Below are 22,982 nucleotides of genomic sequence, written 5' to 3'. Positions count from 1 at the left end.
ATCGGTAGCCCGCATGAGCAAAGCGACATGCGGGACTTGGATAGACAAACCCGGATGTCGCTACGCTCATCCGGGCTACAAGTTCGCCCTCACAACGGCAAATTGTCGTGCTTCTTCGCCGGCGTTTCCACCTTCTTGTCCTTCAGCATCGACAGCGCCCGCGCGATCCGCTTGCGGGTCGAGTGCGGCATGATGACGTCGTCGATGTAGCCGCGCTCGGCGGCGATGAAGGGGGAGAGGAAGCGGTCTTCGTATTCCTTGGTACGCGCGGCGATCTTGTCGGGGTCGCCGATGTCGGCGCGGAAGATGATCTCGACCGCGCCCTTGGCACCCATCACCGCGATCTGGGCGGTCGGCCAGGCGTAGTTCATGTCGGCGCCGATCTCCTTGGAGGCCATGACATCGAAGGCGCCGCCATAGGCCTTGCGGGTGATGATGGTGACCAGCGGCACGGTGCACTGCGAGTACGCAAACAGCAGTTTGGCGCCGTGCTTGATCAGGCCGCCATATTCCTGCGCGGTACCCGGCAGGAAGCCCGGCACGTCGACGAAGGTGACGATCGGGATGTTGAAGGCATCGCAGAAACGCACGAAGCGCGCCGCCTTGCGCGAAGCGTCGGAGTCGAGCACGCCGGCCAGCACCATGGGCTGGTTGGCGACGAAGCCCACCGTGCGGCCCGCGATGCGGCCGAAGCCGGTGACGATGTTCTTGGCGAAAGCATCCGCGATCTCGAAGAAGTCGCCCTCGTCCACGACCTTCAGGATCAGCTCCTTCATGTCGTAGGGCTTGTTCGGATTGTCGGGGATCAGAGTGTCGAGCGACATGTCGAGGCGGCCGATGTCGTCGAAGCTCGGCCATTCCGGCACGCCGTCCGTGTTGTTGGACGGCAGGAAGTCGATCAGGCGCCGCATCTGCAACAGCGTTTCGACGTCGTTCTCGAAGGCGCCGTCGGCGATCGAGGAGCGCGTGGCGTGCACCGAGGCGCCGCCGAGCTCTTCGGCCGTGACGACCTCGTTGGTGACGGTCTTCACCACGTCGGGGCCAGTGACGAACATGTAGCTGGTGTTCTTCACCATGAAGATGAAGTCGGTCATCGCAGGCGAATAGACGTCGCCGCCGGCGCAGGGGCCCATGATGACGGAGATCTGCGGGATCACGCCGGAGGCGAGCACGTTGCGGCGGAACACGTAGGAATAGCCGGCGAGTGCTGCGACGCCTTCCTGGATGCGGGCGCCGCCCGCATCATAGAGGCCGATGATGGGCGCACGCGCTTTCATCGCCATGTCCTGAAGCTTTGTAATTTTCAGCGCGTGCGTTTCCGACAGCGAGCCGCCGAACACGGTGAAGTCCTTGGCGAAGACAAAGGTCTTGCGGCCGTTGACGGTGCCCCAGCCGGTGACGACGCCGTCGCCGGGCACCTTGTTCTTCTCCATGCCGAACTCGGTAGAGCGGTGCTCGACGAACATGTCGAATTCCTCGAACGATCCCTTGTCGAGCAAGAGCTCGATGCGCTCACGCGCGGTCAGCTTGCCGCGGGCGTGCTGCGCCTCGATGCGCTTCTCCCCGCCGCCGAGCTTTGCGCCGGCACGACGGTCTTCGAGGGCGTCCAGGATATTCTTCATTTGCTCCCGCCAGTTCTTAGCCTAAATGCGATTGCCGGGGTTCTAACACGGCATTTTGCGGGCCGGGAAGCGGCTTTCGGCCCCGCAGGGCTGCCTTGCCGCAGCGGGAAAGCGCAAGGAATTTCAAAGTTTTGCCTGGAGGCGAGCATGACCGAAGGAACGGCGGAGACCGGCGCGGCGACGGGCGGCGTCAACATCCTGCTGCGGCTGGAGGGCCTGACCCTGTTTGTAGGGATGGTGATGCTCTACTGGACCTGGGACGGCTCTTGGCTGGTGTTCGCACTGCTGTTCTTCGTCCCCGATCTCAGCTTCCTGGCATACCTGTCGGACGCCAAACTCGGCGCGATGGTCTACAACGCCGCCCACAGCTACATGGCGCCGGTCGCGCTGCTGACGCTCGGCTTCGGCCTCGCCTCGCCACTCACCCTGTCCATCGCCTTGATCTGGCTCGCCCATATCGGCATCGATCGGGCACTGGGCTACGGCCTGAAATATTCGGCCGGGTTCGGCTTCACCCATCTCGGCCGGATCGGCTGGCAGAAGGATACGTGACGCAGTTGCAAATCTGGCCCTGCCCGGTTGACCGGGCGCGGCGATTCAGGCTTGCTCCAGGCTTGCGATCAGGCGCCGAATGTTGCGTGAGCTCAGTCGGTACGGCGGCGGTCATCATTTCCGGCTGCAAGCATCACCCCCATGTCCGCGACGGTCGTTCCCCTGCCGCCGAACCCATCGTCCGAAACCACCGACTTCCTGCGGCGCATGGCCAGCATGGTGTCGGGGCGGAACGGCGAAATGCTGCTGCGCGCCGCCGCGCTGATCGAGTCGCTGGCGCAACGGGCGATGTCGGCGGAACGCCTCTATCACCGGGAGCACGAAGAGAACACGCGCAACAGCGAGCTGCGCGAGGCCGGTGAGATGGCGTCCGACGCCATGGTCAAGCAAATCGACGGGCTGCGCAGCCAGCTTGCCGAAATCACCGCGGCCGCGGCGGCCGAGCGCGCGGCATTCGATGCCGAGCGTGGCAAGCTGCTCGGCCTGATGCAGCACGCCGAGAGCCATATCGGCAAGCTCACTAGCGAGCTGGAGACGCTGCACGCCTCGGTCGACAGCTTCAACGAGACCGCCATCTCCGTGCCGATCGAGGTGCTGCGGCTGGCGCGCACCCAGTTCGATTTCCTCTCTGCCGGCTTTGCCCGCAAGGGCGACGTGATCTCGCAGGCGATGAGCGAGATTGGCGGTTTTGCGATCGACCAGGCGCTGACGGTGAAGAAGCCTGACACCGCCTGAGGCGAACCGCCGGCTTGCGTCAATTTGACAGCGCGCGGGCCTGTTGTTCTACTCACTGAAAATCACGGGGGAGGATCCGATGCCGACGGCATTCCGCGTCGCCATGGCGCTCTGCATTTCAACGCTGTTCGTCGGCATGGGCGCCAACGCACAATCGCTTCCCCGGGAAGTCGCCACCCGCGCCGAGATCTACCCGATCCCCTCGCTCACCCTCTCCGACCAGCAATTCCTCAGCGGCGACGCCGCGGCCGGCAAGCCGGTGACGGTCGCCGGCGAGCTGCGCGTGGCGCAAGGCAGCGGAAAACTCCCCGTCGTGGTGCTGATGCACGGCTCGAGCGGCGTCGGCGCAACGACCGAAGCCTGGGTGCACGCGTTCAACGCCATGGGCATCTCGACTTTCGTGATCGACGGCTTTACCGGCCGCGGGCTGACGGTGGTGGGGCCGAACCAGGCCCTGCTCGGTCGGCTCAACCTCGTCATCGACATCTACCGCTCGTTGGAGATCCTTGCAAAGCATCCCCGCGTCGATCCGGATCGCATCGTGCTGATGGGCTTTTCACGCGGCGGACAGGCGACGCTTTATGCGAGCCTCGAGCGCTTCCACAAGCTCTGGAACAAGTCCGGCATCCAGTTCGCCGCCTACATTCCCTTCTACCCCGACTGTTCGACGACCTATCAGAACGACACGGACATCGCCGCGCGCCCGATCCGCATCTTCCACGGCACGCCCGACGACTACAATCCCGTCAAGAGCTGCAAGGCTTTCATCGAGCGGCTCAAGACGGCCGGCCGCGACGTGGTGCTGACCGAATACCCCGACAGCGCGCATGGTTTTGACAGTGGGCTGCTCGGCGTCAATACGGTTGCCGTGTCCACGGGTGCGCAGACCGTGCGCAACTGCCAGATCCGCGAAGGCGACGGCGGCGTGCTGATGAACGCCGATACGAAAGCGCCGTTCACCTACCAGGACGCTTGCGTCGAGCTCAATCCGCATGTCGGCGGCAATCCAACGACTGCCGCCGAGTCGCGCAAGGCCGTTGAGGAGTTTTTGCAGGCGCTGTTCAAGCTGGGTTAGGCCAGCGCGACATGTTCCGTCATTGCGAGCGCAGCGAAGCAATCCAGAATCTTTCCGCCGAGGCAGTCTGGATTGCTTCGTCGCTTCGCTCCTCGCAATGACGAAGGCTACGGCTCGCCCGGCTTGAACGGCTCCTGCTTGTCCGGCGGCACGGTCTCTTCGGCCATTGCGAGCAACATCGCGACCATCACGTAATTGCCGGCGACCGCGGTGAGGTCGACGATCTGCTGGTCGTTGAAGACCTTCTTCGCGCGCGCGAAGGTTTCGTCGCCGACCTTCTTCGTCGCGGTGAGCTCGGTGACGAAGTCGTAGACGACGGCCTCGTCCTCGGCCATGTTCGCAGGCCGCTTATTGGCCTTCAGCTCCGCGACGATGTCGGGCGACAGGCCCGCTTTCGCCGCGAGCGGCGCATGGGCGTACCACTCCACCTGCGAGCGCCATTGCCGCCCGATGATCAGGATCGCGAACTCGTTGAGTTTTGTCGGGACCGAGGTCTCCCAGCGCAGATAGTGGAATAGGTCGAACAGGCGCTGGCCGAGCACCGGGCTGCGGATCATCGGATTGTAGGGACCGCCGATGCCGACGCTCGAGACCTTCATGATCTGCTCGCCGAGGGGCTTCTGCTTGGCGTCGAGCTGGTCCATGGTGAGCTGAGGAAAGCGCGGCTCCCTGCTGGTGGCGGGACCGGCAAACATCGTGGCGGCGAGCCAGCCGCCTGCGGCGGCAAGCGTGAGCGACGGCAGCCAGAGTGGCGTTGAGTTCATGTTCTCCTCCCGGTTTTTCTTGACCCGGGGGATGCTAGTCGAGCGGCGCCAGCGCGGTATCGCTAGATAGCGCTGATCTCGGCAAGGCAGGCTTGCGTCAGCGGCATGCGCTCTCCGACCAGGCGCGGCTCCTTGCAGTCCATGTTGAGCGCGAACACGGTGTGCGCTTCGCCCTTCTCGGCCCAGCCCACCATCCAGCCAAGCGATGGCTCGCCGCGCTCGGCGCCAAGCAGCCCGGACTTGGCGCGAATGACGCTATCGCCGACCTTGGTCACCGGCAGGATGTCAGCGACGAGATCCTGGCTGCGTTTCGAGATCGGCAGTGCGCGGCGGCGCAGCCGGTCGATGAAATCGACCTGCTCGACCGGATCGATGCGCAAGGCGCCGGTGAGCCAGAACTGATCGATGCCGCCGCCGATGTCGCGATTGCCATAGTCGAACAGATCGACGTACTTTTGCATGCGTTCTTGCCCGATCCGGCGCGCGATCTCCTGATAGACCGGCACCGCGCTGACGAGAATCGCGCTGCGCAGCGTGTGGTCCTTGTTCCAGGCCTCGATCGGACGCTTCACGCCGTCCCAGGGAAATACGTCCTTGTCGGGGTCAGTGACCACGCCGGTTTCGAGCGCAATCAACGAGTTCGGAATCTTGAAGGTCGAAGCCGGCAGCTTCGCCTCGCCCGAACGTTCCTTGTCGCTGGCGACGACCAGATAGTCCTCGACCTTGTAGCCGACGAACGTCCCCGCCGTGCCGAGGTCAGTGAAGCGCTTTGCGAGGGTGTCACGGATTTCATTTCGCGGTGGCGCGACGTGAGCGAATGCACGCGATGGCAGGATCGCGGTTGCGGCGAGAAGGCCGAGAGTGGAACGGCGGGTAAGCACTGGCGATGTCCGTTACGCGATGAAGATGGCCGCGACCATGCAGCCGCTAACGTGGTGAAACGATGACAGCTACCGCCTGCCCGACAGCCGCAGCACGAACACCAGCACCTCGGCGACGGCCTTGTAGAGGTCCGGCGGGATCTCCTCGCCGAGTTCGACCTTGGAGAGCGCACCGGCCAGGATCTCGTTCTCCTCGATCGGGATGTCGTTGGCCTTGGCGATCTCGACGATTTTTTCGCCGATCGTGCCCTTGCCCTTGGCGACGACGACCGGCGCGTTGCTGCCCCTCTCGTAATGCAGCGCAATCGCAAGCTTCGACGGGTCGCTCATGTAGCGCGATCCAGAAAGTGGCCGGCGCGGGCCGGTGCGGGCTGTGGCGGCGTGCCATCGCGGACCAGGATGTCGCCGGGCTTGAGCTCGGCCCTGGTCAGTGCCTGGTTGAGCTCGCCGATTCCGGCGCGAAGCTGCTGTGCGGTCGTCGGCCGCTCCGCCCACATCCGCACGAAGGTCTTGTCACCGTTGAGCGTAATCAAAGCGTGCACGGGGCCAGCCGGCTCGACATTCAGCGTGAAGCGCGCGCGCCAGGCGCGCCTGGCGGGATCGGCGGATTCATTGCCGCCGTCGCGTGAGATCTCGAACTGCGCCATTGCCGTGCCCTGCGGCGTTGCGAATGGAATCTCGAAATTCCACTGCGGCACGCTCGGATCAATCTTGTGACCGCTGGCGTCGGTGCGATCGGGGAGCGAAGCAACCTGGAGCAACGTCTGGCGCGCGAGAGCGGCATCGGTGTCATCGAGCAGGCGATGCACGGTCGCAGCGAGCGGCGTATCCGGTACGAGTGACGGCGAGGCAATGAATTGCGGCGACGGCAGCGCGCCGCGAACCGGTGGTGGCGTCGCGCGCGCGGCGGCTTCGAAAATATGTCCCTCGGGTACGGCCTTGTTCGAGCCCGGCACGTTTCCCGTCATTCGCGGCAGGCTTTGCGTGATCTCTTGCAGGAGGCTCGCGGCAAGGCCTGCGGTCATGGCCCGCGGCACCGCGGCCTGCGGAGCACCGCCAGCGATGTCCGCCAACACAGAGGCTGCGATATTGACGCTGCGCGGCATTTGCGGTGATTGGGCGATCTCGGGTTCGGTTGCGGGCAATGCGGCCTGCGTCTCCGCGGCAGTGAGCTGCGGTGTCGCCACGGTACCAGCCGGAAGCGCGGCACCTTGCGCCTGTGGCGCAATCGCCTCGAGCGTCGTCAGCGTTTGGCGCAGCACCAGCAATGCCGCCTTCAGGTCTGGCATCGTGCCGGAGGACGACGTCGCGCCCTCGGCGAGCGAGGCTTCGAGGAATAGGCCGGATTTTTGGAATGCGGATTCAATGTCGCCGCCATCGAGCCCGGTGTTGAGCGGCGTCTGCTGCGCCAGCACGCCCAGCATCGCCTGCTTCAGCCCCGCCGGAAGATCGCTGCCGGTGACGACCGCGGCCAGATTGGCGAACAGCGGCGCCTGGCTGCCCTGCTTTGTGACCGCCTCGGCCGAAGCTGCGGTAACGGCGACCTGCTCCGATGGCGTCAGCACGTTGCGTCCCGCGCTCGCCGACGGAGCAATCGGCGGGCTGTCAACCAGCGAGGCCGCAGCCGGCGTCAGCGTGACCTGATCGGCGCTCGCCTCGCCTGCCCCGCCCATGACGGCGAGCCGGATGGTGCCGCCGTTCTGCGACACCGCAAGCTGGAGATTTTGGCCTGGTGCCAGCGCCACCTCGGACATCACATCCATCGACAGGTTGGCGATCGCGATCCGCACCAGATTGCCGGCGAGCACGCTGACGACTCTTGCGTCGACGACGCTGCCGGCCTGCAGCACAAGATCGGGCGTCACCGCGTCAGCAACAGGGCTGGCGGCACTGACGGGAACGATCGAGCTTATCGGCGTCGGCATGGCGAGGGGCCTGGGGAGCGTAGGCCCTACCCTAAGGCCGCCCTCGTAAACCTCTCGTTAAGGACCTTTGGCCGCGGGCGCGTTCACAGCGGCCAAAACGGTCACGGCGGCATGAAAGTCCTTGAGGCGGGCGGCGCGGCGGCCGGCGGCTTCCTCGTCGACTCCCCATTTCTCGGCATTCCAGTCCTCATCGACATAAGCCGCCGCCCAGACCTGGCCGGCATCGCGCACGCCATGGGCCAGCGCCAGCGCCAGCAGGGCCGAGCCGGTCAGGGTGGTGATCACGTGGAGGGCGGCGACCGACCAGGCATCCCCCGGCAGCGCCGCACGCGCGGCCTGGACGGCCGCCTCCGGCTGCGTTACAGGCATGACGCCTTCGGACAGGATGAAATGCGCTCCCAGCGTCTCAGCGGCCCAGAACAACACTGGGTCCCAATGCGCGGCCTCGCGGGCGACGAGCCCCTCGGGATGGCCGGCGCGATAGAACAGCAGATCGGACTGGAGATACTTTGCGAGGTCGTCGCTGACGAGATCGACGCAGTCGACGACGCCCTCGACCACGCTATTGGCGATCCGCGTCAGCGGCATCGTCATGGGATTGATCGTCTCTTTCTGATCCGCCCACTCGGCAGCCACTGCGTCGGCTAGCACGCGCGCAGGGATGATCACCTGGCGGCCGGACGGCGTGCGGATCGCCTTGCCGTCAAGCGTGATGGCAAAGCCGCCCTCAGCCTCAGCGACCCCCACCTCCTTGTAGAAGCGCTTGCGCAGCGGCACGCGCGAGGCCTGGCGGACCAACTCCTGCGGATCAAGCGGGGATCGCCCCGCAGCTTCATCGAACAATTCGCGCATCTGGTTTTCGGCCCTGATCACTCAATGCTAGCCTTGTAAGGTAAGAGCGACGACCGATAAAGCGAGCGGCAGGTATGAGGGAACTTGCGGGCATTGCGGCTCTCCTTGCCGGGTTTTGGCCGGCCGCGGCGCAGGCCGGCTTTCGGACTCCGGAATCGGTGGTCCGCAACGTCTACGCTCATTACGGCCAGGGCGCGCCGGAGCTCTCAAAAGGCCTGCCGCAGGATGGCGCGACCGCCCGGCAATTCTTCGACCCCTCGTTGCGCAAGGTGTGGTGCCGCGGGTCGAGCCCTACGATTTCCTGGTGCAGAGCCCGAGCTGGAAGCTCGGCCCCGTCGCGATCGCGGTCGTTCGCAGGCAATACGACAAGACCTATGTCGCGGCGAGTTTCGACAATCGCGGCCGGCCGCTCCGGCTGAACTTCATCCTGGTGAACGGCCCGGAGGGCTGGCTGATCACGGATGTCGAGAGCACGCACGACAGCTTGCGGATGTTTCTCGAGCAGTTTCGACTGACGTAACCTAGCCGATCTGGCGTTCGTCGCCAGCCATGTCTTGCAGAAGGAAGCAATGACTACATGCGACTATTGCAGTGGGACTTATAGAGCCTGAGCGATAGAGGACGGGCTTATCGTAAGGTGCTTTGTCACTCAAGGCGGAGAGCATTGCTCAGTTGCTTCGATGGAGCGTCTTTGAGGTGCGGCAGGTTGCGTCAGCATGTCCCGGCAGGTTACACACAGGACAGAGATTTCCTCCGCCGAAAGCCCGGGCCCAGCGCCTTCCGTTCCGTCTGCAGGAATGGCGAAAGTCACGGGACCAAGGCCGTCGATCTGGCCAAGGCAATAGACGTTGCGCGCGAGAGCCACTAAAGGTTTGGAAAAGAGCTGGTGGACAATCAATACCGGTGAGCTTCGCCGATGGCCGCCACAGCCGACGTCAGATCAGGCTAGTTTTGGTAGCTCCCACCTATCATGGGCAAGAACGAGTCAGCTTTGGATGATTTGCTAGAGGATGGACCAGGAGACATCGAGCAAATGGCTATTGCAGCCGGTAGAGGAATGGTCGGGAAATAAACAGCCCGTCACGTCCGTTCTGTTGGGCATTTTGGTGTGTTCCGGCGCCATCATGATCCTCTTGCATGGGATCGGGCTCGGATCGTGGTCAAGCGCCGCAGTGCTAATTTGCCCGCTGGTCGGTCTTGTCGCCGTGGGCCACTTCCGGAATACGATCTGGGATTCCGTCTTCCTCCTGTTCGTGCTTTGGCTTGGCATTTCTACCGTCGTCAACGGCCCAGGGCCTCTGAAGGAGGAAATCCTATTTATCCTCACCTTGGCGGCTTATCCCGCAGCTCGGTTGTCTGGAACGACCGGGCGACCATTTTTCGCGGTGCTCGGTCTGGTCGGGTTCCTTGGCCTGGTATGCATCGTCGTGGCGCTCCGAGATCAATGGAGCGATCTCCACGGGAAACCATTGGTCTTCGGCACTTTTGATGCCGCTCCGGCCCAGATTTCCGTTTGCTTTGCTCTTCTGCTGGCTGGTCTCGTCGCCTCACACCTCAATCGCTTATGGTTGGTTATCGGCTACATATGTGCCGGCGTGGTATTTGCCATCTTGGCGGCGTCACTCCTGCGTTTTTCGTTTGTGGCGCTGCTGTGCACGTTAGCCTGCGAAGCTGCTATCTCTCGCCGCACCCGAACTAAGGCACTCGTCGCCATCTTGGTGGTTTCGACCTCCTGGGCCGCCGGGTATTACACTCGCGTCGCTACCGCCGAGCGTCTCGCCGTCGCCATATCGGCTTCTCCTCCTGCTGAGGTGGGCTCTCCCGCTCAGGTGGGCCCTCCTGCTCAGGTGGGCGCTCCGGGCGAGCTCGGTCCTCGGGGCGACGTCGGTCCTCGGGGCGAGGTCAGTCCTCAGGCTGAGGTCGTTCCTCAGGCTGAGGCGGGCCCAGCGCCGTGCGGCGACCTAAAACAATATAATTCTGTCCTGACACGAAAGAAGCTCATCAGCGACGTGGCCAGCGCCATACCTCGTGCGGGGATCTTTGGTCACGGCCTTTCGAGCTTCACCCAGATGACATGCCTGGGCATGGAAACCCACCTCAGCCTAGCCCAGGTTGTCATTGAGTTCGGATGGGTGGCTGGCGTGCTGCTTGGATTTATAGCGCTTGGAGCGCTTGCCATGACCGCCCGCTTGGAACGAGCCGAGGCCAGATTTGCCTTTATGGGCTTCCTTTTCGTGGCAATGCTAAGCTTTGCTCATGGCGATTTGGCGCGAGACGGGCTGCTTTTCCTGTTCTTGGGCTACCTGGTACGAATTTCGGAGCCGCAACCGTAGCGCTGGTATTTCGTCGTCGGGATCCCGCAGTGGCGTTTGACCGGTTTCGCAAGCGGTAGGAATGACGTAGCCAGCCAACCTGCGCGCCGCACTTAATTACTCTTCCGGCGCGTTCTCGATCGGATCAAACCGGCTCGCATCGAGCCCGAGCAGGTTCCATGACTGCTGCATGTGCTGCGGCAGCGGCGCGGTGGCATCAATGAAGCCGCCGCGGGGATGCGGGATGACGATGCGGCGCGCCAATAGGTGCAGCCGGTTTTGCAGGCCGCCCGGCAGTTGCCAGTTCTCGATGTTGAAATATTTGGGATCGCCGACGATGGGGTGGCCGATATGCTCCATGTGGGCGCGCAACTGGTGGGTGCGCCCCGTCACCGGCTTCAGCGACACCCAGGTCAGCTTGTTACCGGCGGTTTCGACCACCGCATAGTATGTCACCGCGTGACTTGCGCCGTCGTCGCCATGCTGGGCGATGCGCATGATGGTGTCGTCCTCGCTCTCCTCCTTGGCAAGGAAGGTCGAGATGCGGCCCTGCTTCGGCTTCGGGAGCCCCGGCACGAGCGCCCAATAGGTTTTTCGCGCCGACCGCGAACGGAAGGCGCCGGTCAGATGCGAGGCGGCAAAGCGGGTCTTGGCGACCAGGAGGCAGCCCGACGTCTCCCTGTCGATGCGGTGCACGAGGCGCGGCTTCTGGCCCTTAGAATCGCGCATCACCTCCAGCATCTGGTCGATGTGTCGCGTCATGCCCGAGCCGCCCTGCACGGCAAGTCCGGCCGGCTTGTTCAGCACGAGAACGTCGTCGTCCTCGTAGATCGTCATCTCCTTCAGCGCGGCAAGCGTCTTTTGCGCCGCCTCCGACTGCGGGTTGGGTGCCTTCGGCGTGTCGAGCTTCAGCGGCGGAATGCGGACGCTCTGGCCCTCCTCCAGGCGGTCCTTGCTGTCGACGCGCTTGCCGTCGACGCGCAGCTCGCCTTTACGAACGACGCGCTGGATGTGGGAGAACGACAGGCCGGGAAAGTGCGCTTCAAGGAAGCGATCGACGCGCATGTTGTTCTCGTCGGCCGTCACCTTGACGGTCTGCACCTTGGTCGGCAGCAATACCTCGACGGGCTTTGCCGGTGCAGCCTTTTCCGGTTCGGCTTTGGGCGCGCGCCGCTCGACGCGCTCGCTCGCAAAGCGCGGCGGCTTCGCACCGGGCTTGCTGCCCGGCCGCAGCCCAGCAGGCTTCGCGCTGCGCGCCTTGAACGGACGCGCCTCCTTGCGCTCATCGCGCGAACGGGGCTTTGGATCGGTTCTTTTGATGCGGCGGCTCATGGTGCCTGCGTAGCTCAAAAGCAGCCTCGCGTCACGGCGAAATGGCGATTTTGCTTCAGCCACCCCGCTCCTTCCGCAACTTCGCCCAATAATCCAGCCGCTTGCGGATCTCGCGCTCGAACCCCCGCTCGGGCGGGTCGTAGAAGGTCTGGCGGCCCAGGGCTTCCGGGAAATAATCCTGGCCGGAGAAGGCGTCGGGCGTGTCGTGGTCGTATTCGTAAGATGCGCCGTAGCCTTCCGACTTCATCAGCTTGGTCGGCGAGTTGAGGATGTGTTTCGGCGGCAGCAGCGAGCCGGCCTGCTTTGCGACCTGCATCGCCTTGCCGAAGGCGGTGTAGACGGCATTCGATTTCGGTGCGGTGGCGAGATAGACCACCGCCTGCGCGATCGCGAGCTCGCCCTCGGGATGACCGAGGAAGTCGAAGGCGTCCTTGGCCGCGTTGGCGATGACCAGCGCCTGCGGATCGGCAAGCCCGATATCCTCGACTGCCATGCGCACGACGCGGCGGGCCAGGAACAGAGGGTCCTCGCCGGCATCGAGCATGCGCGCGAGATAATACAGCGCGGCATCGGGATCGGAGCCGCGCACCGACTTATGCAGCGCCGAGATCAAATTGTAATGGCCGTCGGCCGACTTGTCGTAGATCGGCGCGCGGCGCTGCAATATCTCCTGCAACTGCGCGGCGTCGAAAATCTCGTCCTTGCGCGCGGCGCGCCAGACTTCCTCGACGAGCGTCAGCGACGCGCGGCCGTCGCCATCGGCCATGCGCACCAGCACGGCGCGCGCTTCCTCGTCGAGCGGCAGCTTGCGGCCCTCGACCTCCTCGGCATGCGCAAACAGCTTTTCGATCGCGGCCGCGTCGAGCGAGCGAAACACCAGCACGCGCGCCCGTGACAAAAGCGCCGCGTTGAGTTCGAAGGAGGGGTTTTCGGTGGTGGCGCCGACCATCACCACCGTGCCGTCTTCCATGACCGGCAGAAACGAATCCTGCTGGGCGCGGTTGAAGCGATGCACCTCGTCGACGAACAGCAGCGTGCCCTTGCCCATCTCGCGGCGTGCACGCGCGGCCTCAAAGGCCTTCTTCAAATCGGCAACGCCGGAGAACACCGCGGAGATCTGCTCGAAATGCAGATCGGTGGCGTCCGCGAGCAGCCGCGCCACCGTGGTCTTGCCGGTGCCGGGCGGGCCCCAGAACACCAGCGAGCCCAGCGTGCGCGTCTCCAGCATGCGCGTGAGCGCGCCGTCGGGACCCAGGATGTGATCCTGGCCGACGACCTCCGAGAGCGCGCGCGGCCGCAGCCGATCCGGCAGCGGATGTGGAGCCTCGTGATCGAGCCCCGCCGCGGCGAAGAGAGTTGGCGTCTCCTGTGGTCGCTTCGGACTCATCCGCCCAGCGTGACGTTGATCTGCTGGCCGCCGCGCACCAGCGTGATGCGCCAGATGCGCTGGCGCTCGGCCGCCGCCTTTTCGAGATCGCTGGTCTTGCTGATCTTTTGGTTGTTGACCGCCAGGATGACGTCGCCCTTCTGGAAGCCGACATTCGCGGCCGCACTGTCGCCGCCGAGATCGGTGACCACCACGCCTTCGGTATCGGCGTCCAGATGCAGCTCGTCGGCGAGCGCCGGGGTGATGGTCGAGACCTTCGCGCCCTGGAGCGGCGAGCGCGCGGTGATGACGAGCTCGTTGCGGCCGGCATCGGGCGCGGCGTCCAGCGCCACCGTCAGCTTGACCGGCTTGCCGCCGCGCTGCACGTCGATCTGCGCGGTGCCGCCGAGCGGCCGTGTGGCGAAGCGATAGTCGAAAGCGTTGGGATCATCCACGGTCTGGCCGTCGATCGAGACGATCAGGTCGGAGGATTTCAGCCCGGCCTTGGCCGCCGGCCCGTTCGGGACAACGCTTGCGACCAGCGCACCGGTGGGCGAACGCAGGCCGAGACTCTCGGCGATCTCCGGCGTCACCGCCTGCAACTTCGCCCCGAGCCAGGGCCGCTTCACCGCCTTGCCGCCACCCTTGGCGGAGGCGACGACGACGCGCACCATGTTGGCGGGGATCGCGAAGCCGATGCCCTGCGAGCCGCCGGAGCGCGAATAGATCGCGGTGTTGATGCCCGCGAGCCTGCCGTTCATGTCGACCAACGCGCCGCCGGAATTGCCAGGATTGATCGCCGCGTCGGTCTGGATGAAGAACTGGTAGTCGGTGATACCGACCTGCGTGCGCGCCAAGGCCGAGATGATGCCGTGAGTCACGGTCTGGCCGACGCCGAAGGGATTGCCGATCGCCAACACGACGTCGCCTACCATCAGCTCGTCCGAATTGGTAAATTCGAGAGCCGGAAACTTCTCCTTGGTGTCCTTCAGACGCAGCACCGCGAGATCGCTGCGAGAGTCCTTCAACACGATCTCGGCCTCGAACTCACGCTTGTCCGACAGCGACACCTTGACCTGGTCGGCGCCTTCGATGACGTGGACGTTGGTGACAACGAGCCCCGACGCATCGACGATCACGCCCGAACCGAGCGAGCGCTGCACCTGCTCCTGCTGCTGGCCGGGCACGCCGAAGAAGCGGCGGAAGATGGGGTCGTCGAGCAGCGGGTTGCGGTTCTGCACCACCTTGGCGGCGTAGACGTTGACAACCGCCGGCTGCACCCGCTGCACGATCGGCGCATAGGACAGCCGCAGTTCGGCGGGCGAGGACGGCACACGGCGGTCCTGCGCGGCGGCCGGATTGAAGTTGGCCGAAAAAGCTATGCACAGTGCCGTGACGACGGCGGTCCAGGTCGATCGAAACATTCCTACCTCTTGGAAAAGACGCCGGAATATAGGCGCGTTCGCCCCCCATTAGAAGGGCGCCCGGCGGCATATTCGACCCCTTTGGCGTGTCCGGCCTGCAAGCTGTGCGTGCGAAATAGCAATTTGCCGGGGCTGTGGATTGGCATGATGTGCGTCATCTTGCATGGTGGTGCAAGGCGGATTCGGTTGCGGCGAATTTACACCAGTGGGAACCGTGCAACCGGGCGCAGCGTCGCGGGGCAGTCATCGATCACACCTAGGCTCTCCGCCAGCGACTTGGGGAAGTTCGTCAAACGATGGAGTCATGACGTGAGCAGGACAAGAATTGCAGCCACGGCGATGGGTCTCGCCGCCGCACTGGCAGCCTCGCAGGCCCAGGCCCAATCGGCGAGCAGCAGCGACCAGGAGATCGCGCTCCTGAAGCAGCAGCTGAAGATGCTGGAGCAGAAGCTCGACAAGCTCCAGAGCCAGACCGCCGCGAATACCGCGGCCACAGCGAAGGCCAGGCTTGAGGCGAAGGCGGAGGCGAAAGCCGAAGCGCGTTCCGAAGCGAAGGCCGCCGTCGCCAACGCCAACGCGGCGATCCCGCTCAAGGGACTGGCGCCCGCATCCGGCGTCGTCGTGACAATGCCGAACAACCGACCGACCATCTGCACTGCCGATGGGGCTAACTGCGTCGGGATCACAAGCCGCGTGCATTGGGATGTCGGCGGCTACGACTATCGGCCCAACACGGCGGCGACCGTGCCGCAAAAGCTCGACAGCGGCGAGAACGTCCGCCGCGCGCGCATCGGTGTCGCCGGCAAGTTCTTCCACGACTGGAATTTCGCGCTGGTCTACGACTTCGGCGGCTCCTCCGACGGGTTTGGCGGCGCAGCTCCGGGTTCGCTGCCCGGCGGCGGCGTCTCCGGCATCGAGAACGCCTATCTCAGCTATACCGGCCTGAAACCGTTCGGCGGCAAGATGGCCATCGAAGGCGGCATCATGGACCTGCCCTACACCCTCGATGAGGCCACGAGCTCCAACGACATCATGTTCATGGAACGCGCCTCGGCGGGGATCGTCGCCACGAGCATCGCTGCGGGCGACTTCCGTTCGGCGGTCGGCACGCGCTGGTACAACGACGTGTTCTGGGCTGGCGCCTATGTCACCGGTCCCGCCACCGGTGCGATCCACTCAGCGTCGAGCGTTGCGCCGAACGGCACCACGGAACAATACGGCGCGGTCGCGCGTGTCGCCAGCCAAGTCGTCAGCGGCAAAGACTACTCGGTCCATCTCGGCGGCAATGCCGAATGGCTGATCCAGCCGACGCGCAATCTGGTGACGGGTGCACAGACGGTGACGCTGAACGATCGTCCGGAACTGCGCATCGATCCCACGGCGCTGGCTACGACCGGCGCAATCGCCAATGCCTCCGGCGCGCAGGTCTACAGCGTCGAAGCGGCCGCCACCTATGGACCGCTGATCCTGCAAGGCGAGTATTTCTGGTACAACATCGATCGCAGCGCCAATACCGGCCTGCCGCCGCTGGGTGCGCCAAGCCTCAAATTCCAGGGCGGCTATGCGCAAGCCGGCTACGTGCTGACGGGCGAGGGTCGCAGCTATAATGCGGCCAATGCGGCCTATGGCGGCGTCAAGCCGGCACACCCGTTCTCCCTCGAGGGCGGCGGCTGGGGCGCGTGGGAGGTCGCGGGACGCTTCTCCACGATCGACCTCAACGATCAACTCGGCACCGCAACCGGCATCGCAGGCGGCCGGCAGACCGTCTACACGGCAGCGCTGAACTGGTATGTCAACGGCAACGTCCGTTTCATGCTGGACTATCTGCATGGCACGGTGTCGAGGCAGGCCTCGCCGATCTCGACCGCTGATGTCGGTTCGAAGTTCGATGCGGTCGCGATGCGGACGCAGTTCGCGTTCTAGGTCTCGCTTGTCATCCCGGGGGCGCGCGAAAACGCGAACCCGGGACCCGGCATTTGCAACACTATCTGAAGGAGACAAGCCATGAAGGCCGTCGGCTACAGGAAGTCGCTTCCGATCGAGGATCAGGACGCGCTGTTCGATTTCGAGACCGCCAAGCCCGAACCCAAGGGCCGTGATATCCGCGTGGCTGTGAAGGCGATCTCGGCCAATCCGGTCGATTACAAGGTGCGCAAGCGCGCAGCCCCGCACGAGGGCGAGACCAAGATTCTGGGCTATGACGCGGCCGGCGTTGTCGACGCCGTTGGTCCCGACGTCACGCTGTTCAAGCCAGGCGACGAGGTATTTTACGCCGGCTCGATCCTGCGCCAGGGTACCAATTCCGAATTCCACCTGGTCGACGAGCGCATCGTCGGCAACAAGCCGAAGAGCCTGTCGTTCGCGCAAGCCGCCGCCCTTCCCCTCACCTCCATCACCGCTTGGGAGCTGTTGTTCGATCGGCTCGGTGCGGTGCCCGGCAAGAGTGTCGATCCGCGCACGCTCTTGATCACGGGCGGCGCTGGCGGCGTTGGCTCGGTCCTGATCCAGCTCGCCCGCCGCCTCACCGGGCTGACGGTGCTCGCGACCGCGACGCGGCCGGAGTCGCAAAAATGGTGCCTCGGTCTCGGCGCGCATGCGGTGATCGACCACGGCCAACCGATGAAAGAGCAGGTCGAGAAGCTCAAGCTGCCGCCCGTCGCGCTGGTGGCGAGCCTCACATTCACCGACCAGCACTACAAGAGCATCGCCGAGTTCATGGCGCCGCAGGGCAGATTCGGCCTGATCGACGATCCCCCGGAATTCACTGTGAGCGCGTTCAAGGGCAAGGCCATCTCGGTGCATTGGGAATCGATGTTCACGCGCTCCTCCTTTCAAACCGCCGACATGATCGCGCAGCATCATCTGCTCAACGACGTCGCCGACCTCATCGACAAGGGCGTCTTGCGCACGACGCTCGACCAGACCTTCGGCACCATCAACGCGGCCAACCTCAAGCGCGCGCATGCACTGCTCGAGAGTGGCAAGTCGCGCGGCAAGATCGTGCTGGAGGGGTGGTAGCGGCCACTCACTCCTCATGCCCGGGCTTGTCTACGGTGCCACGCCCTCGACAAACAGCAGCCGACGCTCCAGCGCCGTGTGCCGCAGCTTCAGCGCCTCGGCGTACTCGGCCGAGGCATACCATTCCTGCGCCCGCGCCATCGATGGGAACTCCACGATGATGATGGTCTTGGGCGGCGGGCCGCCCTCCACCAATTCGGCGGCGCCGCCGCGCACGAGATAGCGGCCGCCATATTGCGCGATGGTTGCTGCGGCCAGCTCGCGATAGGCTTCCATCGCGGCTCTGTCGCGTACCTCGACCTCGGAGATCACATAGGCCGGCATCCGCAGGCCTCAGGCAATCGTATTGATGATGCCGCCCTCCGCACGCAACGCCGCGCCGTTGGTCGCCGAGGCTTCCTTCGAAGCCGCATACACCACCATGTTGGCGATCTCATCGACGCTGGCGAAGCGCTGGAGCAGCGAGCTTGGGCGATGTTGTTTGACGAAATTGGCCGCGGCCTCATCGACCGACTGGCCGTTCTGCTTGGCAAGATCCTTCACGAACGTCTCGACGCCCTCCGACATTGTCGGGCCCGGCAGCACGGAATTGACGGTGACGCCGGTGCCCCGTGTGAGCTGCGCCAGGCCCCGCGCGACCGAGAGCTGCGCCGTCTTGCTCATGCCGTAGTGGATCATCTCGACGGGAATGTTGAGCCCGGACTCCGAGGAGATGAAGACGATTCGGCCCCAGTTGCGCTTGAGCATGCCTTTCATATACGCACGCGAGAGACGCACGCCGCTCATCACGTTGACCTCGAAAAAGCGGCTCCAGTCCTCGTCCGGAATGTCGAAAAAGTCCCTCGGCTCGAAGATGCCGGCATTGTTGATGAGGATGTCGACGTCTGGCAGCGCCGCGGCCAGCGCCTTGCAGCCCGCCGCGGTCGAGACGTCGGCGGCGATGCCGCGGACCTTTCCGCCCGCCCCTTCCAGCTTGCGCACGGCCGCATCGACCTTGTCCTGGCCGCGTCCGTTGATCACGACGCTCGCACCCGAGCCGGCAAGGCCCTTGGCGATGGCGTGGCCGATGCCGGCAGTCGAGCCGGTGACGAGGGCGGTCTTTCCGGACAGGTCGATGTTCATGCGTGATCTCCGTTGATGCTTGCGGAGATATTGGGCGCTGCCGGCACGATAGCAATCGGCACTCACCGACGCGTGAGGAGCGGGACGTAACCAACAGGACGGCCAATAAAAAAGCGGCGCCCGAAGGCGCCGCTTTCTGAAAACTCTCTGCCGGTCGGCTTATGCCGCCTCGGCTTCCTTTTCCTGCACCGGACCGGAATCCAGGCCCTTGGCATCGACATCACGATCGACAAACTCGATCACGGCCATCGGGGCGTTGTCGCCGTAGCGGAAGCCGGCCTTGATGATGCGGGTGTAGCCACCCTGGCGATCCTTGTAGCGGGGCGCGAGCGTGTCGAACAGCTTCCTGACCTGATCCTTGTCACGCATCTCCGAGATGGCCTGACGGCGCATGGCCAGCCCGCCCTTCTTGCCGAGGGTAATCAGCTTCTCGACGATCGGACGCAATTCCTTCGCCTTCGGCAGCGTGGTAACGATCTGCTCGTGCTTGATCAGCGCGGCGCACATGTTGGCGAACATCGCGCGGCGATGCTCAGCGGTGCGGTTGAGCTTGCGATGAACCTTGCCGTGACGCATTTATCTATTCCTTGAATTTCATTCGTCGCGACGGTTCGTCGGACCAGTTGCTCAGGTGGGCTGCCTGCGTTCGCCCGCTAAGGCGCGATGAATTCGCGCCTCAGCCTGTTGTCGCTCGGATCAGTAGTGATCCTCGAAGCGCTTGGCGAGCTCGTCGATGTTCTCCGGCGGCCAGCCCGGCACTTCCATGCCGAGGTGCAGACCCATCTGGGCCAGCACTTCCTTGATCTCGTTCAGAGACTTGCGGCCGAAGTTCGGAGTGCGGAGCATTTCCGCTTCGCTCTTCTGCACGAGGTCGCCGATGTAGACGATGTTGTCGTTCTTCAAGCAATTGGCCGAGCGCACCGACAGCTCGAGCTCGTCCACCTTCTTGAGGAAGGCCGGGTTGAAGGCGAGGTCCGGGATGATCTCCTGGGCGACTTCCTTGCGCGGCTCTTCGAAGTTGACGAACACGTTGAGCTGATCCTGCAGGATGCGCGCCGCGTAGGCCACGGAATCATCCGGCGTCAGCGCGCCGTTGGTCTCGATCGTCATGGTCAGCTTGTCGTAGTCGAGGATCTGGCCCTCGCGGGTGTTCTCGACCTTGTAGGAGACCTTGCGGACCGGCGAGTACAGGCTGTCGACCGGGATCAGGCCGATCGGTGCGTCCTCGGGGCGGTTGCGCTCGGCGGGAACGTAGCCCTTGCCGGTTGCGACCGTGAACTCCATACGGATCTCGGCGCCCTCATCGAGCGTGCAGATCTGCAGGTCGGGATTGAGCACGACGACGTCGCCCACGGTCTGGATGTCGCCGGCGGTGACGACGCCCGGTCCGGACTTCTTGACGACCATGCGCTTGGGGCCTTCGCCCTGCATCTTGATCGAGATGTCCTTGATGTTGAGCACGATGTCGGTGACGTCCTCACGGACGCCCGCGATCGAGGAGAACTCGTGCAGCACGCCGTCGATGTGCACCGACTGCACTGCCGCGCCCTGGAGCGAGGACAGCAGAATGCGGCGAAGCGCGTTGCCGAGCGTCTGGCCGAAGCCGCGCTCGAGCGGTTCGGCGACGATGGTCGCGAAACGGGTCGGATCGCTGCCGGGCTGTACCTGCAGCTTGTTCGGCCGAATCAGTTCTTGCCAATTTTTCTGGATCGTCACTGTTTCACCCATACAGGCCAGTCAGACTGCTGTTGCAGGCACCGGCGTTGGAGAAAGGCCGCAGATCATTTCCACGGCTTTGCAAAAAATCATCGCGGGCGCCAATGCGCCCGCAATCTGGTATCAAACGCGCCGACGCTTACGGGGACGGCAACCGTTGTGCGGGATCGTGGTCACGTCGCGGATCGAGGTGACGGTGAAGCCCGCGGCCTGCAGCGCCCGGAGCGCCGATTCGCGGCCCGAACCGGGACCGGCGACTTCGACTTCCAGCGTGCGCATGCCGTGCTCCTGCGCCTTCTTCGACACGTCCTCGGCGGCAACCTGTGCGGCATACGGGGTCGACTTGCGCGAGCCCTTGAAGCCCATCGTGCCGGCGGAGGACCAGGCAATCGTGTTGCCCTGCGCGTCGGTGATGGTGATGGTCGTGTTGTTGAACGACGAGTTCACGTGCGCGACGCCGGAGGCGATGTTCTTGCGCTCACGACGACGAACGCGGGTGGCTTCCTTGCCCATAGACTACCTTTCCTGAAGATCTCAACGCCGCCGTAATGCCAGCGGCTACACCTGTGGAACGAAAGGCGCGTGGCGAACGGGTCATCCCCGGGTCGCCACACGCCGTGATTGGATGCGAAAACCTACTTCTTCTTGCCGGCGATGGCCTTGGCCGGACCCTTGCGCGTACGCGCGTTGGTGTGGGTACGCTGGCCACGCACCGGCAGACCGCGACGATGGCGCAGGCCGCGATAGCAGCCGAGGTCCATCAGACGCTTGATGTTGATGCCGACCTCACGACGCAAATCGCCCTCAACCATATAGTCGCGGTCGATCACTTCGCGGATCTGGAGCACTTCGGCGTCGCTGAGCTGATTGACGCGACGATCCACCGGGATCTTCACCTTCTCCAGAATCTCACCGGCGATCTTCTGACCGATGCCATGGATGTACTGGAGCGCGATCAGCACGCGCTTGTTGGTCGGGATGTTCACGCCGGCAATACGGGCCACGGCCTTCTCTCCTGTCGCCAATCCCTCGTCAGGAATCGGGCTTTAAGTGCTTGGTTTCTCGGGCAGGTGTTCACAAACGCGAACACGACGCCCACCCCTGGTCTTCCTAGGGCCCGGCATCGTTTGAAACTATCCGACTTGGATGCGGGGCTTATTAGGGGATTCAGGGGGCTTTCGTCAACCGCTGCTAGCGCTTAGCTCGCCTTTTCGTGACCTTTTTTGCGGCCTTTTTGGCACCTTTCTTGACAGCCTTCGTGGCGGTCTTTTTGGCTGCCTTCTTCTTCCCCGCCTTCTTGGCGGCTTTCTTGACGATTCTCGTGCCTGCCGTCGTAGCCTTCTTGGCCGCCCTCCTGGATTTGGCAGCCTTTTTGGCCGCTTTCGCAGGCTTTTTGGCCGATTTCTTCGCCGCCTTGGCCTTTCTGGCCGGGGCCGCCTTTGTCGCACTCCGGGCGCGCGTCTTGCCATGTGCCTTGCCATGCGTCTTGGGCTCGACCGCCCCGAGCGCCAGGAGCTGGCGATGGATGGCGCGGGTGACCTCATCGATGGCCATCATGCCGTCGATGGTCGAGAGCTTGCGCCGCTCGGAATAGTAGTGAATCAGCGGTTCCGTCTGGCTCCGGTAGCTGGCGAGTCGCTTGGTCAGGACCTCCGGGGTGTCATCGAGCCGGACCTCTTCCCCGCGCTCGCGCATCTGGGCGACGCGAGTCTCGACGCGATTCAGGAGCGCGCTTTCGTTGACGCGGAGCTCGATCACGGCATCGAGCTTGAGGTGCTTGTGCTTGAGCAGCTCATCCAGCGCCTCGGCCTGCGGCACGGTCCGAGGGAAACCGTCAAGGATGAAACCGTTTTTGGCATCCGGCTGATCGATCCGATCGGAGATGATCCCCACCACGACATCGTCTGGCACGAGACCGCCGCTGGCCATGATCTCCTTAGCCTTGAGCCCGACCGGCGTTCCGGCCGCCACCGCTGCACGCAACATCTCGCCGGTCGAGAGCTGGACGATGCCATAGCGCTGCACCAGCAGCTGCGCCTGGGTGCCCTTGCCCGATCCCGGTGGCCCCAGAAGTATAATTCTCATCGGCGTACGCCCCCCCGATTGGTGCGCGATACGTCGCGCGCCCGTGTTTTGAAGTCCAGTTACAGTGCAAATCATAATCAGCGCCGCACCGCTACCCATATCATAGGGGGGCAAATGGCCGGACGCCAAGAAGCCTTTGAGATCAATGCTTGCACGACAGGAAGAGCGACTCTGCCGAGGCGACCGAATGGCCGGCTCGCC

22 protein-coding genes and 1 pseudogene are annotated in these 22,982 nt (G+C 64.2%); 7 read left to right on the top strand and 16 right to left on the bottom strand.

Annotated elements, in window-relative coordinates; all coding sequences use genetic code 11:
- Positions 1-89 precede the first annotated feature (89 nt).
- A complete protein-coding gene (locus tag IVA93_RS15445; RefSeq protein WP_018456481.1) occupies positions 90-1,622 on the bottom strand; it encodes an acyl-CoA carboxylase subunit beta in 1,533 nt (510 codons plus the stop codon).
- A 147-nt stretch (positions 1,623-1,769) separates the two neighbouring features.
- Between IVA93_RS15445 and IVA93_RS15440 the strand changes: the two genes are divergently transcribed.
- The 3 genes from IVA93_RS15440 to IVA93_RS15430 all read left to right on the top strand — a co-directional run bounded on the left by IVA93_RS15440 (position 1,770) and on the right by IVA93_RS15430 (position 3,984).
- Positions 1,770-2,174 carry a DUF4260 domain-containing protein gene (locus IVA93_RS15440; protein ID WP_247336090.1) on the top strand — a complete coding sequence of 135 codons (405 nt, stop codon included), beginning with the start codon at positions 1,770-1,772 and terminating at the stop codon, positions 2,172-2,174.
- 141 nt (positions 2,175-2,315) lie between these two features.
- Complete coding sequence (locus IVA93_RS15435; RefSeq protein ID WP_247336087.1) at positions 2,316-2,909, top strand: hypothetical protein; 594 nt, start codon at positions 2,316-2,318, stop codon at positions 2,907-2,909.
- A 79-nt stretch (positions 2,910-2,988) separates the two neighbouring features.
- Positions 2,989-3,984 carry a dienelactone hydrolase family protein gene (locus IVA93_RS15430; protein ID WP_085384237.1) on the top strand — a complete coding sequence of 332 codons (996 nt, stop codon included), beginning with the start codon at positions 2,989-2,991 and terminating at the stop codon, positions 3,982-3,984.
- Positions 3,985-4,091: 107 nt separating this feature from the next.
- On the opposite strand, the gene IVA93_RS15425 is transcribed toward IVA93_RS15430, so the two are convergent.
- The 5 genes from IVA93_RS15425 to IVA93_RS15405 form a co-directional block, all read right to left on the bottom strand.
- The gene (locus IVA93_RS15425; protein ID WP_085384236.1) at positions 4,092-4,748 is read right to left on the bottom strand and encodes a carboxymuconolactone decarboxylase family protein; all 657 of its coding nucleotides are present in this window, start codon (positions 4,746-4,748) and stop codon (positions 4,092-4,094) included.
- Positions 4,749-4,810: 62 nt separating this feature from the next.
- Positions 4,811-5,629, bottom strand: a complete 819-nt coding sequence (locus tag IVA93_RS15420) for a penicillin-binding transpeptidase domain-containing protein (protein ID WP_247541020.1) — start codon at positions 5,627-5,629, stop codon at positions 4,811-4,813.
- Between the two features lie 69 nt (positions 5,630-5,698).
- Complete coding sequence (locus tag IVA93_RS15415) at positions 5,699-5,959, bottom strand: EscU/YscU/HrcU family type III secretion system export apparatus switch protein (RefSeq protein WP_085351295.1); 261 nt, start codon at positions 5,957-5,959, stop codon at positions 5,699-5,701.
- Positions 5,956-7,554, bottom strand: a complete 1,599-nt coding sequence (locus tag IVA93_RS15410) for a flagellar hook-length control protein FliK (protein ID WP_204511504.1) — start codon at positions 7,552-7,554, stop codon at positions 5,956-5,958. The genes IVA93_RS15415 and IVA93_RS15410 overlap by 4 nt, the downstream gene beginning before the upstream one ends.
- A 57-nt stretch (positions 7,555-7,611) precedes the next feature.
- Positions 7,612-8,406, bottom strand: a complete 795-nt coding sequence (locus tag IVA93_RS15405) for an ATP12 family chaperone protein (RefSeq protein ID WP_204513951.1) — start codon at positions 8,404-8,406, stop codon at positions 7,612-7,614.
- A gap of 74 nt (positions 8,407-8,480) precedes the next feature.
- On the opposite strand from IVA93_RS15405, the pseudogene IVA93_RS15400 reads away from it, so the two are divergent.
- Both IVA93_RS15400 and IVA93_RS15395 read left to right on the top strand, forming a co-directional pair.
- Positions 8,481-8,926, top strand: a pseudogene (locus IVA93_RS15400) (hypothetical protein).
- A 490-nt stretch (positions 8,927-9,416) separates the two neighbouring features.
- Positions 9,417-10,739 (top strand): collagen-like protein, encoded by a 1,323-nt coding sequence (locus IVA93_RS15395; protein WP_247370514.1) that lies wholly within the window; start codon positions 9,417-9,419, stop codon positions 10,737-10,739.
- 96 nt (positions 10,740-10,835) lie between these two features.
- Here the strand turns inward: IVA93_RS15395 and IVA93_RS15390 are convergent, their stop codons facing one another.
- From IVA93_RS15390 to IVA93_RS15380, 3 genes are read right to left on the bottom strand one after another with little or no spacing between them, the layout of a single operon-like run.
- Positions 10,836-12,050 (bottom strand): RluA family pseudouridine synthase, encoded by a 1,215-nt coding sequence (locus IVA93_RS15390; RefSeq protein WP_247789844.1) that lies wholly within the window; start codon positions 12,048-12,050, stop codon positions 10,836-10,838.
- A 55-nt stretch (positions 12,051-12,105) separates the two neighbouring features.
- Positions 12,106-13,437: a replication-associated recombination protein A gene (locus tag IVA93_RS15385; protein WP_247370509.1), complete on the bottom strand. Its 1,332-nt coding sequence runs from the start codon at positions 13,435-13,437 to the stop codon at positions 12,106-12,108.
- Positions 13,434-14,840 (bottom strand): DegQ family serine endoprotease, encoded by a 1,407-nt coding sequence (locus IVA93_RS15380; protein ID WP_247370508.1) that lies wholly within the window; start codon positions 14,838-14,840, stop codon positions 13,434-13,436. The genes IVA93_RS15385 and IVA93_RS15380 overlap by 4 nt, the downstream gene beginning before the upstream one ends.
- Before the next feature lie 309 nt (positions 14,841-15,149).
- Here IVA93_RS15380 and IVA93_RS15375 point away from each other — a divergent pair, with 309 nt between their 5' ends.
- Both IVA93_RS15375 and IVA93_RS15370 read left to right on the top strand, forming a co-directional pair.
- Positions 15,150-16,763: an OprO/OprP family phosphate-selective porin gene (locus tag IVA93_RS15375; protein WP_247541011.1), complete on the top strand. Its 1,614-nt coding sequence runs from the start codon at positions 15,150-15,152 to the stop codon at positions 16,761-16,763.
- An 81-nt stretch (positions 16,764-16,844) separates the two neighbouring features.
- On the top strand, positions 16,845-17,858 hold the full coding sequence (locus IVA93_RS15370; protein WP_247370502.1) for a zinc-binding alcohol dehydrogenase family protein: 1,014 nt from the start codon (positions 16,845-16,847) through the stop codon (positions 17,856-17,858).
- A gap of 30 nt (positions 17,859-17,888) precedes the next feature.
- On the opposite strand, the gene IVA93_RS15365 is transcribed toward IVA93_RS15370, so the two are convergent.
- From IVA93_RS15365 to IVA93_RS15335, 7 genes are all read right to left on the bottom strand, one after another.
- Positions 17,889-18,182 (bottom strand): DUF1330 domain-containing protein, encoded by a 294-nt coding sequence (locus IVA93_RS15365; protein WP_204511511.1) that lies wholly within the window; start codon positions 18,180-18,182, stop codon positions 17,889-17,891.
- Positions 18,183-18,191: 9 nt separating this feature from the next.
- A complete protein-coding gene (locus IVA93_RS15360; RefSeq protein WP_247297052.1) occupies positions 18,192-18,980 on the bottom strand; it encodes an SDR family NAD(P)-dependent oxidoreductase in 789 nt (262 codons plus the stop codon).
- A 159-nt stretch (positions 18,981-19,139) separates the two neighbouring features.
- Positions 19,140-19,556: a 50S ribosomal protein L17 gene (rplQ, locus tag IVA93_RS15355; RefSeq protein WP_018456461.1), complete on the bottom strand. Its 417-nt coding sequence runs from the start codon at positions 19,554-19,556 to the stop codon at positions 19,140-19,142.
- A 120-nt stretch (positions 19,557-19,676) separates the two neighbouring features.
- Complete coding sequence (locus IVA93_RS15350; protein ID WP_007603046.1) at positions 19,677-20,708, bottom strand: DNA-directed RNA polymerase subunit alpha; 1,032 nt, start codon at positions 20,706-20,708, stop codon at positions 19,677-19,679.
- Between the two features lie 111 nt (positions 20,709-20,819).
- On the bottom strand, positions 20,820-21,209 hold the full coding sequence (rpsK, locus tag IVA93_RS15345) for a 30S ribosomal protein S11 (protein WP_007603045.1): 390 nt from the start codon (positions 21,207-21,209) through the stop codon (positions 20,820-20,822).
- A 122-nt stretch (positions 21,210-21,331) separates the two neighbouring features.
- Entirely contained in the window at positions 21,332-21,700 is a 369-nt protein-coding gene (rpsM, locus tag IVA93_RS15340; protein WP_018456460.1) for a 30S ribosomal protein S13, read from the bottom strand.
- Between the two features lie 187 nt (positions 21,701-21,887).
- Complete coding sequence (locus IVA93_RS15335) at positions 21,888-22,781, bottom strand: adenylate kinase (RefSeq protein WP_247789843.1); 894 nt, start codon at positions 22,779-22,781, stop codon at positions 21,888-21,890.
- Positions 22,782-22,982: the final 201 nt, after the last annotated feature.

Source organism: Bradyrhizobium sp. 155 (assembly GCF_023101105.1).
Lineage (GTDB): Bacteria > Pseudomonadota > Alphaproteobacteria > Rhizobiales > Xanthobacteraceae > Bradyrhizobium > Bradyrhizobium canariense_D.
Note: the sequence above shows the minus strand (reverse complement) of the source record. Positions and strands in the feature narration are given on the sequence as shown.

Excerpts from the sequence above, each read along its gene's own strand:
- IVA93_RS15445 (WP_018456481.1), bottom strand. The coding sequence starts at position 1,622 with ATGAAGAATATCCTGGACGCCCTCGAAGACCGTCGTGCCGGCGCAAAG.
- IVA93_RS15440 (WP_247336090.1), top strand. The coding sequence starts at position 1,770 with ATGACCGAAGGAACGGCGGAGACCGGCGCGGCGACGGGCGGCGTCAAC.
- IVA93_RS15435 (WP_247336087.1), top strand. The coding sequence starts at position 2,316 with ATGTCCGCGACGGTCGTTCCCCTGCCGCCGAACCCATCGTCCGAAACC.
- IVA93_RS15430 (WP_085384237.1), top strand. The coding sequence starts at position 2,989 with ATGCCGACGGCATTCCGCGTCGCCATGGCGCTCTGCATTTCAACGCTG.
- IVA93_RS15425 (WP_085384236.1), bottom strand. The coding sequence starts at position 4,748 with ATGAACTCAACGCCACTCTGGCTGCCGTCGCTCACGCTTGCCGCCGCA.
- IVA93_RS15415 (WP_085351295.1), bottom strand. The coding sequence starts at position 5,959 with ATGAGCGACCCGTCGAAGCTTGCGATTGCGCTGCATTACGAGAGGGGC.
- IVA93_RS15410 (WP_204511504.1), bottom strand. The coding sequence starts at position 7,554 with ATGCCGACGCCGATAAGCTCGATCGTTCCCGTCAGTGCCGCCAGCCCT.
- IVA93_RS15405 (WP_204513951.1), bottom strand. The coding sequence starts at position 8,406 with ATGCGCGAATTGTTCGATGAAGCTGCGGGGCGATCCCCGCTTGATCCG.
- IVA93_RS15395 (WP_247370514.1), top strand. The coding sequence starts at position 9,417 with ATGGACCAGGAGACATCGAGCAAATGGCTATTGCAGCCGGTAGAGGAA.
- IVA93_RS15390 (WP_247789844.1), bottom strand. The coding sequence starts at position 12,050 with ATGAGCCGCCGCATCAAAAGAACCGATCCAAAGCCCCGTTCGCGCGAT.
- IVA93_RS15385 (WP_247370509.1), bottom strand. The coding sequence starts at position 13,437 with ATGAGTCCGAAGCGACCACAGGAGACGCCAACTCTCTTCGCCGCGGCG.
- IVA93_RS15380 (WP_247370508.1), bottom strand. The coding sequence starts at position 14,840 with ATGTTTCGATCGACCTGGACCGCCGTCGTCACGGCACTGTGCATAGCT.
- IVA93_RS15370 (WP_247370502.1), top strand. The coding sequence starts at position 16,845 with ATGAAGGCCGTCGGCTACAGGAAGTCGCTTCCGATCGAGGATCAGGAC.
- IVA93_RS15365 (WP_204511511.1), bottom strand. The coding sequence starts at position 18,182 with ATGCCGGCCTATGTGATCTCCGAGGTCGAGGTACGCGACAGAGCCGCG.
- IVA93_RS15360 (WP_247297052.1), bottom strand. The coding sequence starts at position 18,980 with ATGAACATCGACCTGTCCGGAAAGACCGCCCTCGTCACCGGCTCGACT.
- rplQ (WP_018456461.1), bottom strand. The coding sequence starts at position 19,556 with ATGCGTCACGGCAAGGTTCATCGCAAGCTCAACCGCACCGCTGAGCAT.
- IVA93_RS15350 (WP_007603046.1), bottom strand. The coding sequence starts at position 20,708 with ATGGGTGAAACAGTGACGATCCAGAAAAATTGGCAAGAACTGATTCGG.
- rpsK (WP_007603045.1), bottom strand. The coding sequence starts at position 21,209 with ATGGGCAAGGAAGCCACCCGCGTTCGTCGTCGTGAGCGCAAGAACATC.
- IVA93_RS15335 (WP_247789843.1), bottom strand. The coding sequence starts at position 22,781 with ATGAGAATTATACTTCTGGGGCCACCGGGATCGGGCAAGGGCACCCAG.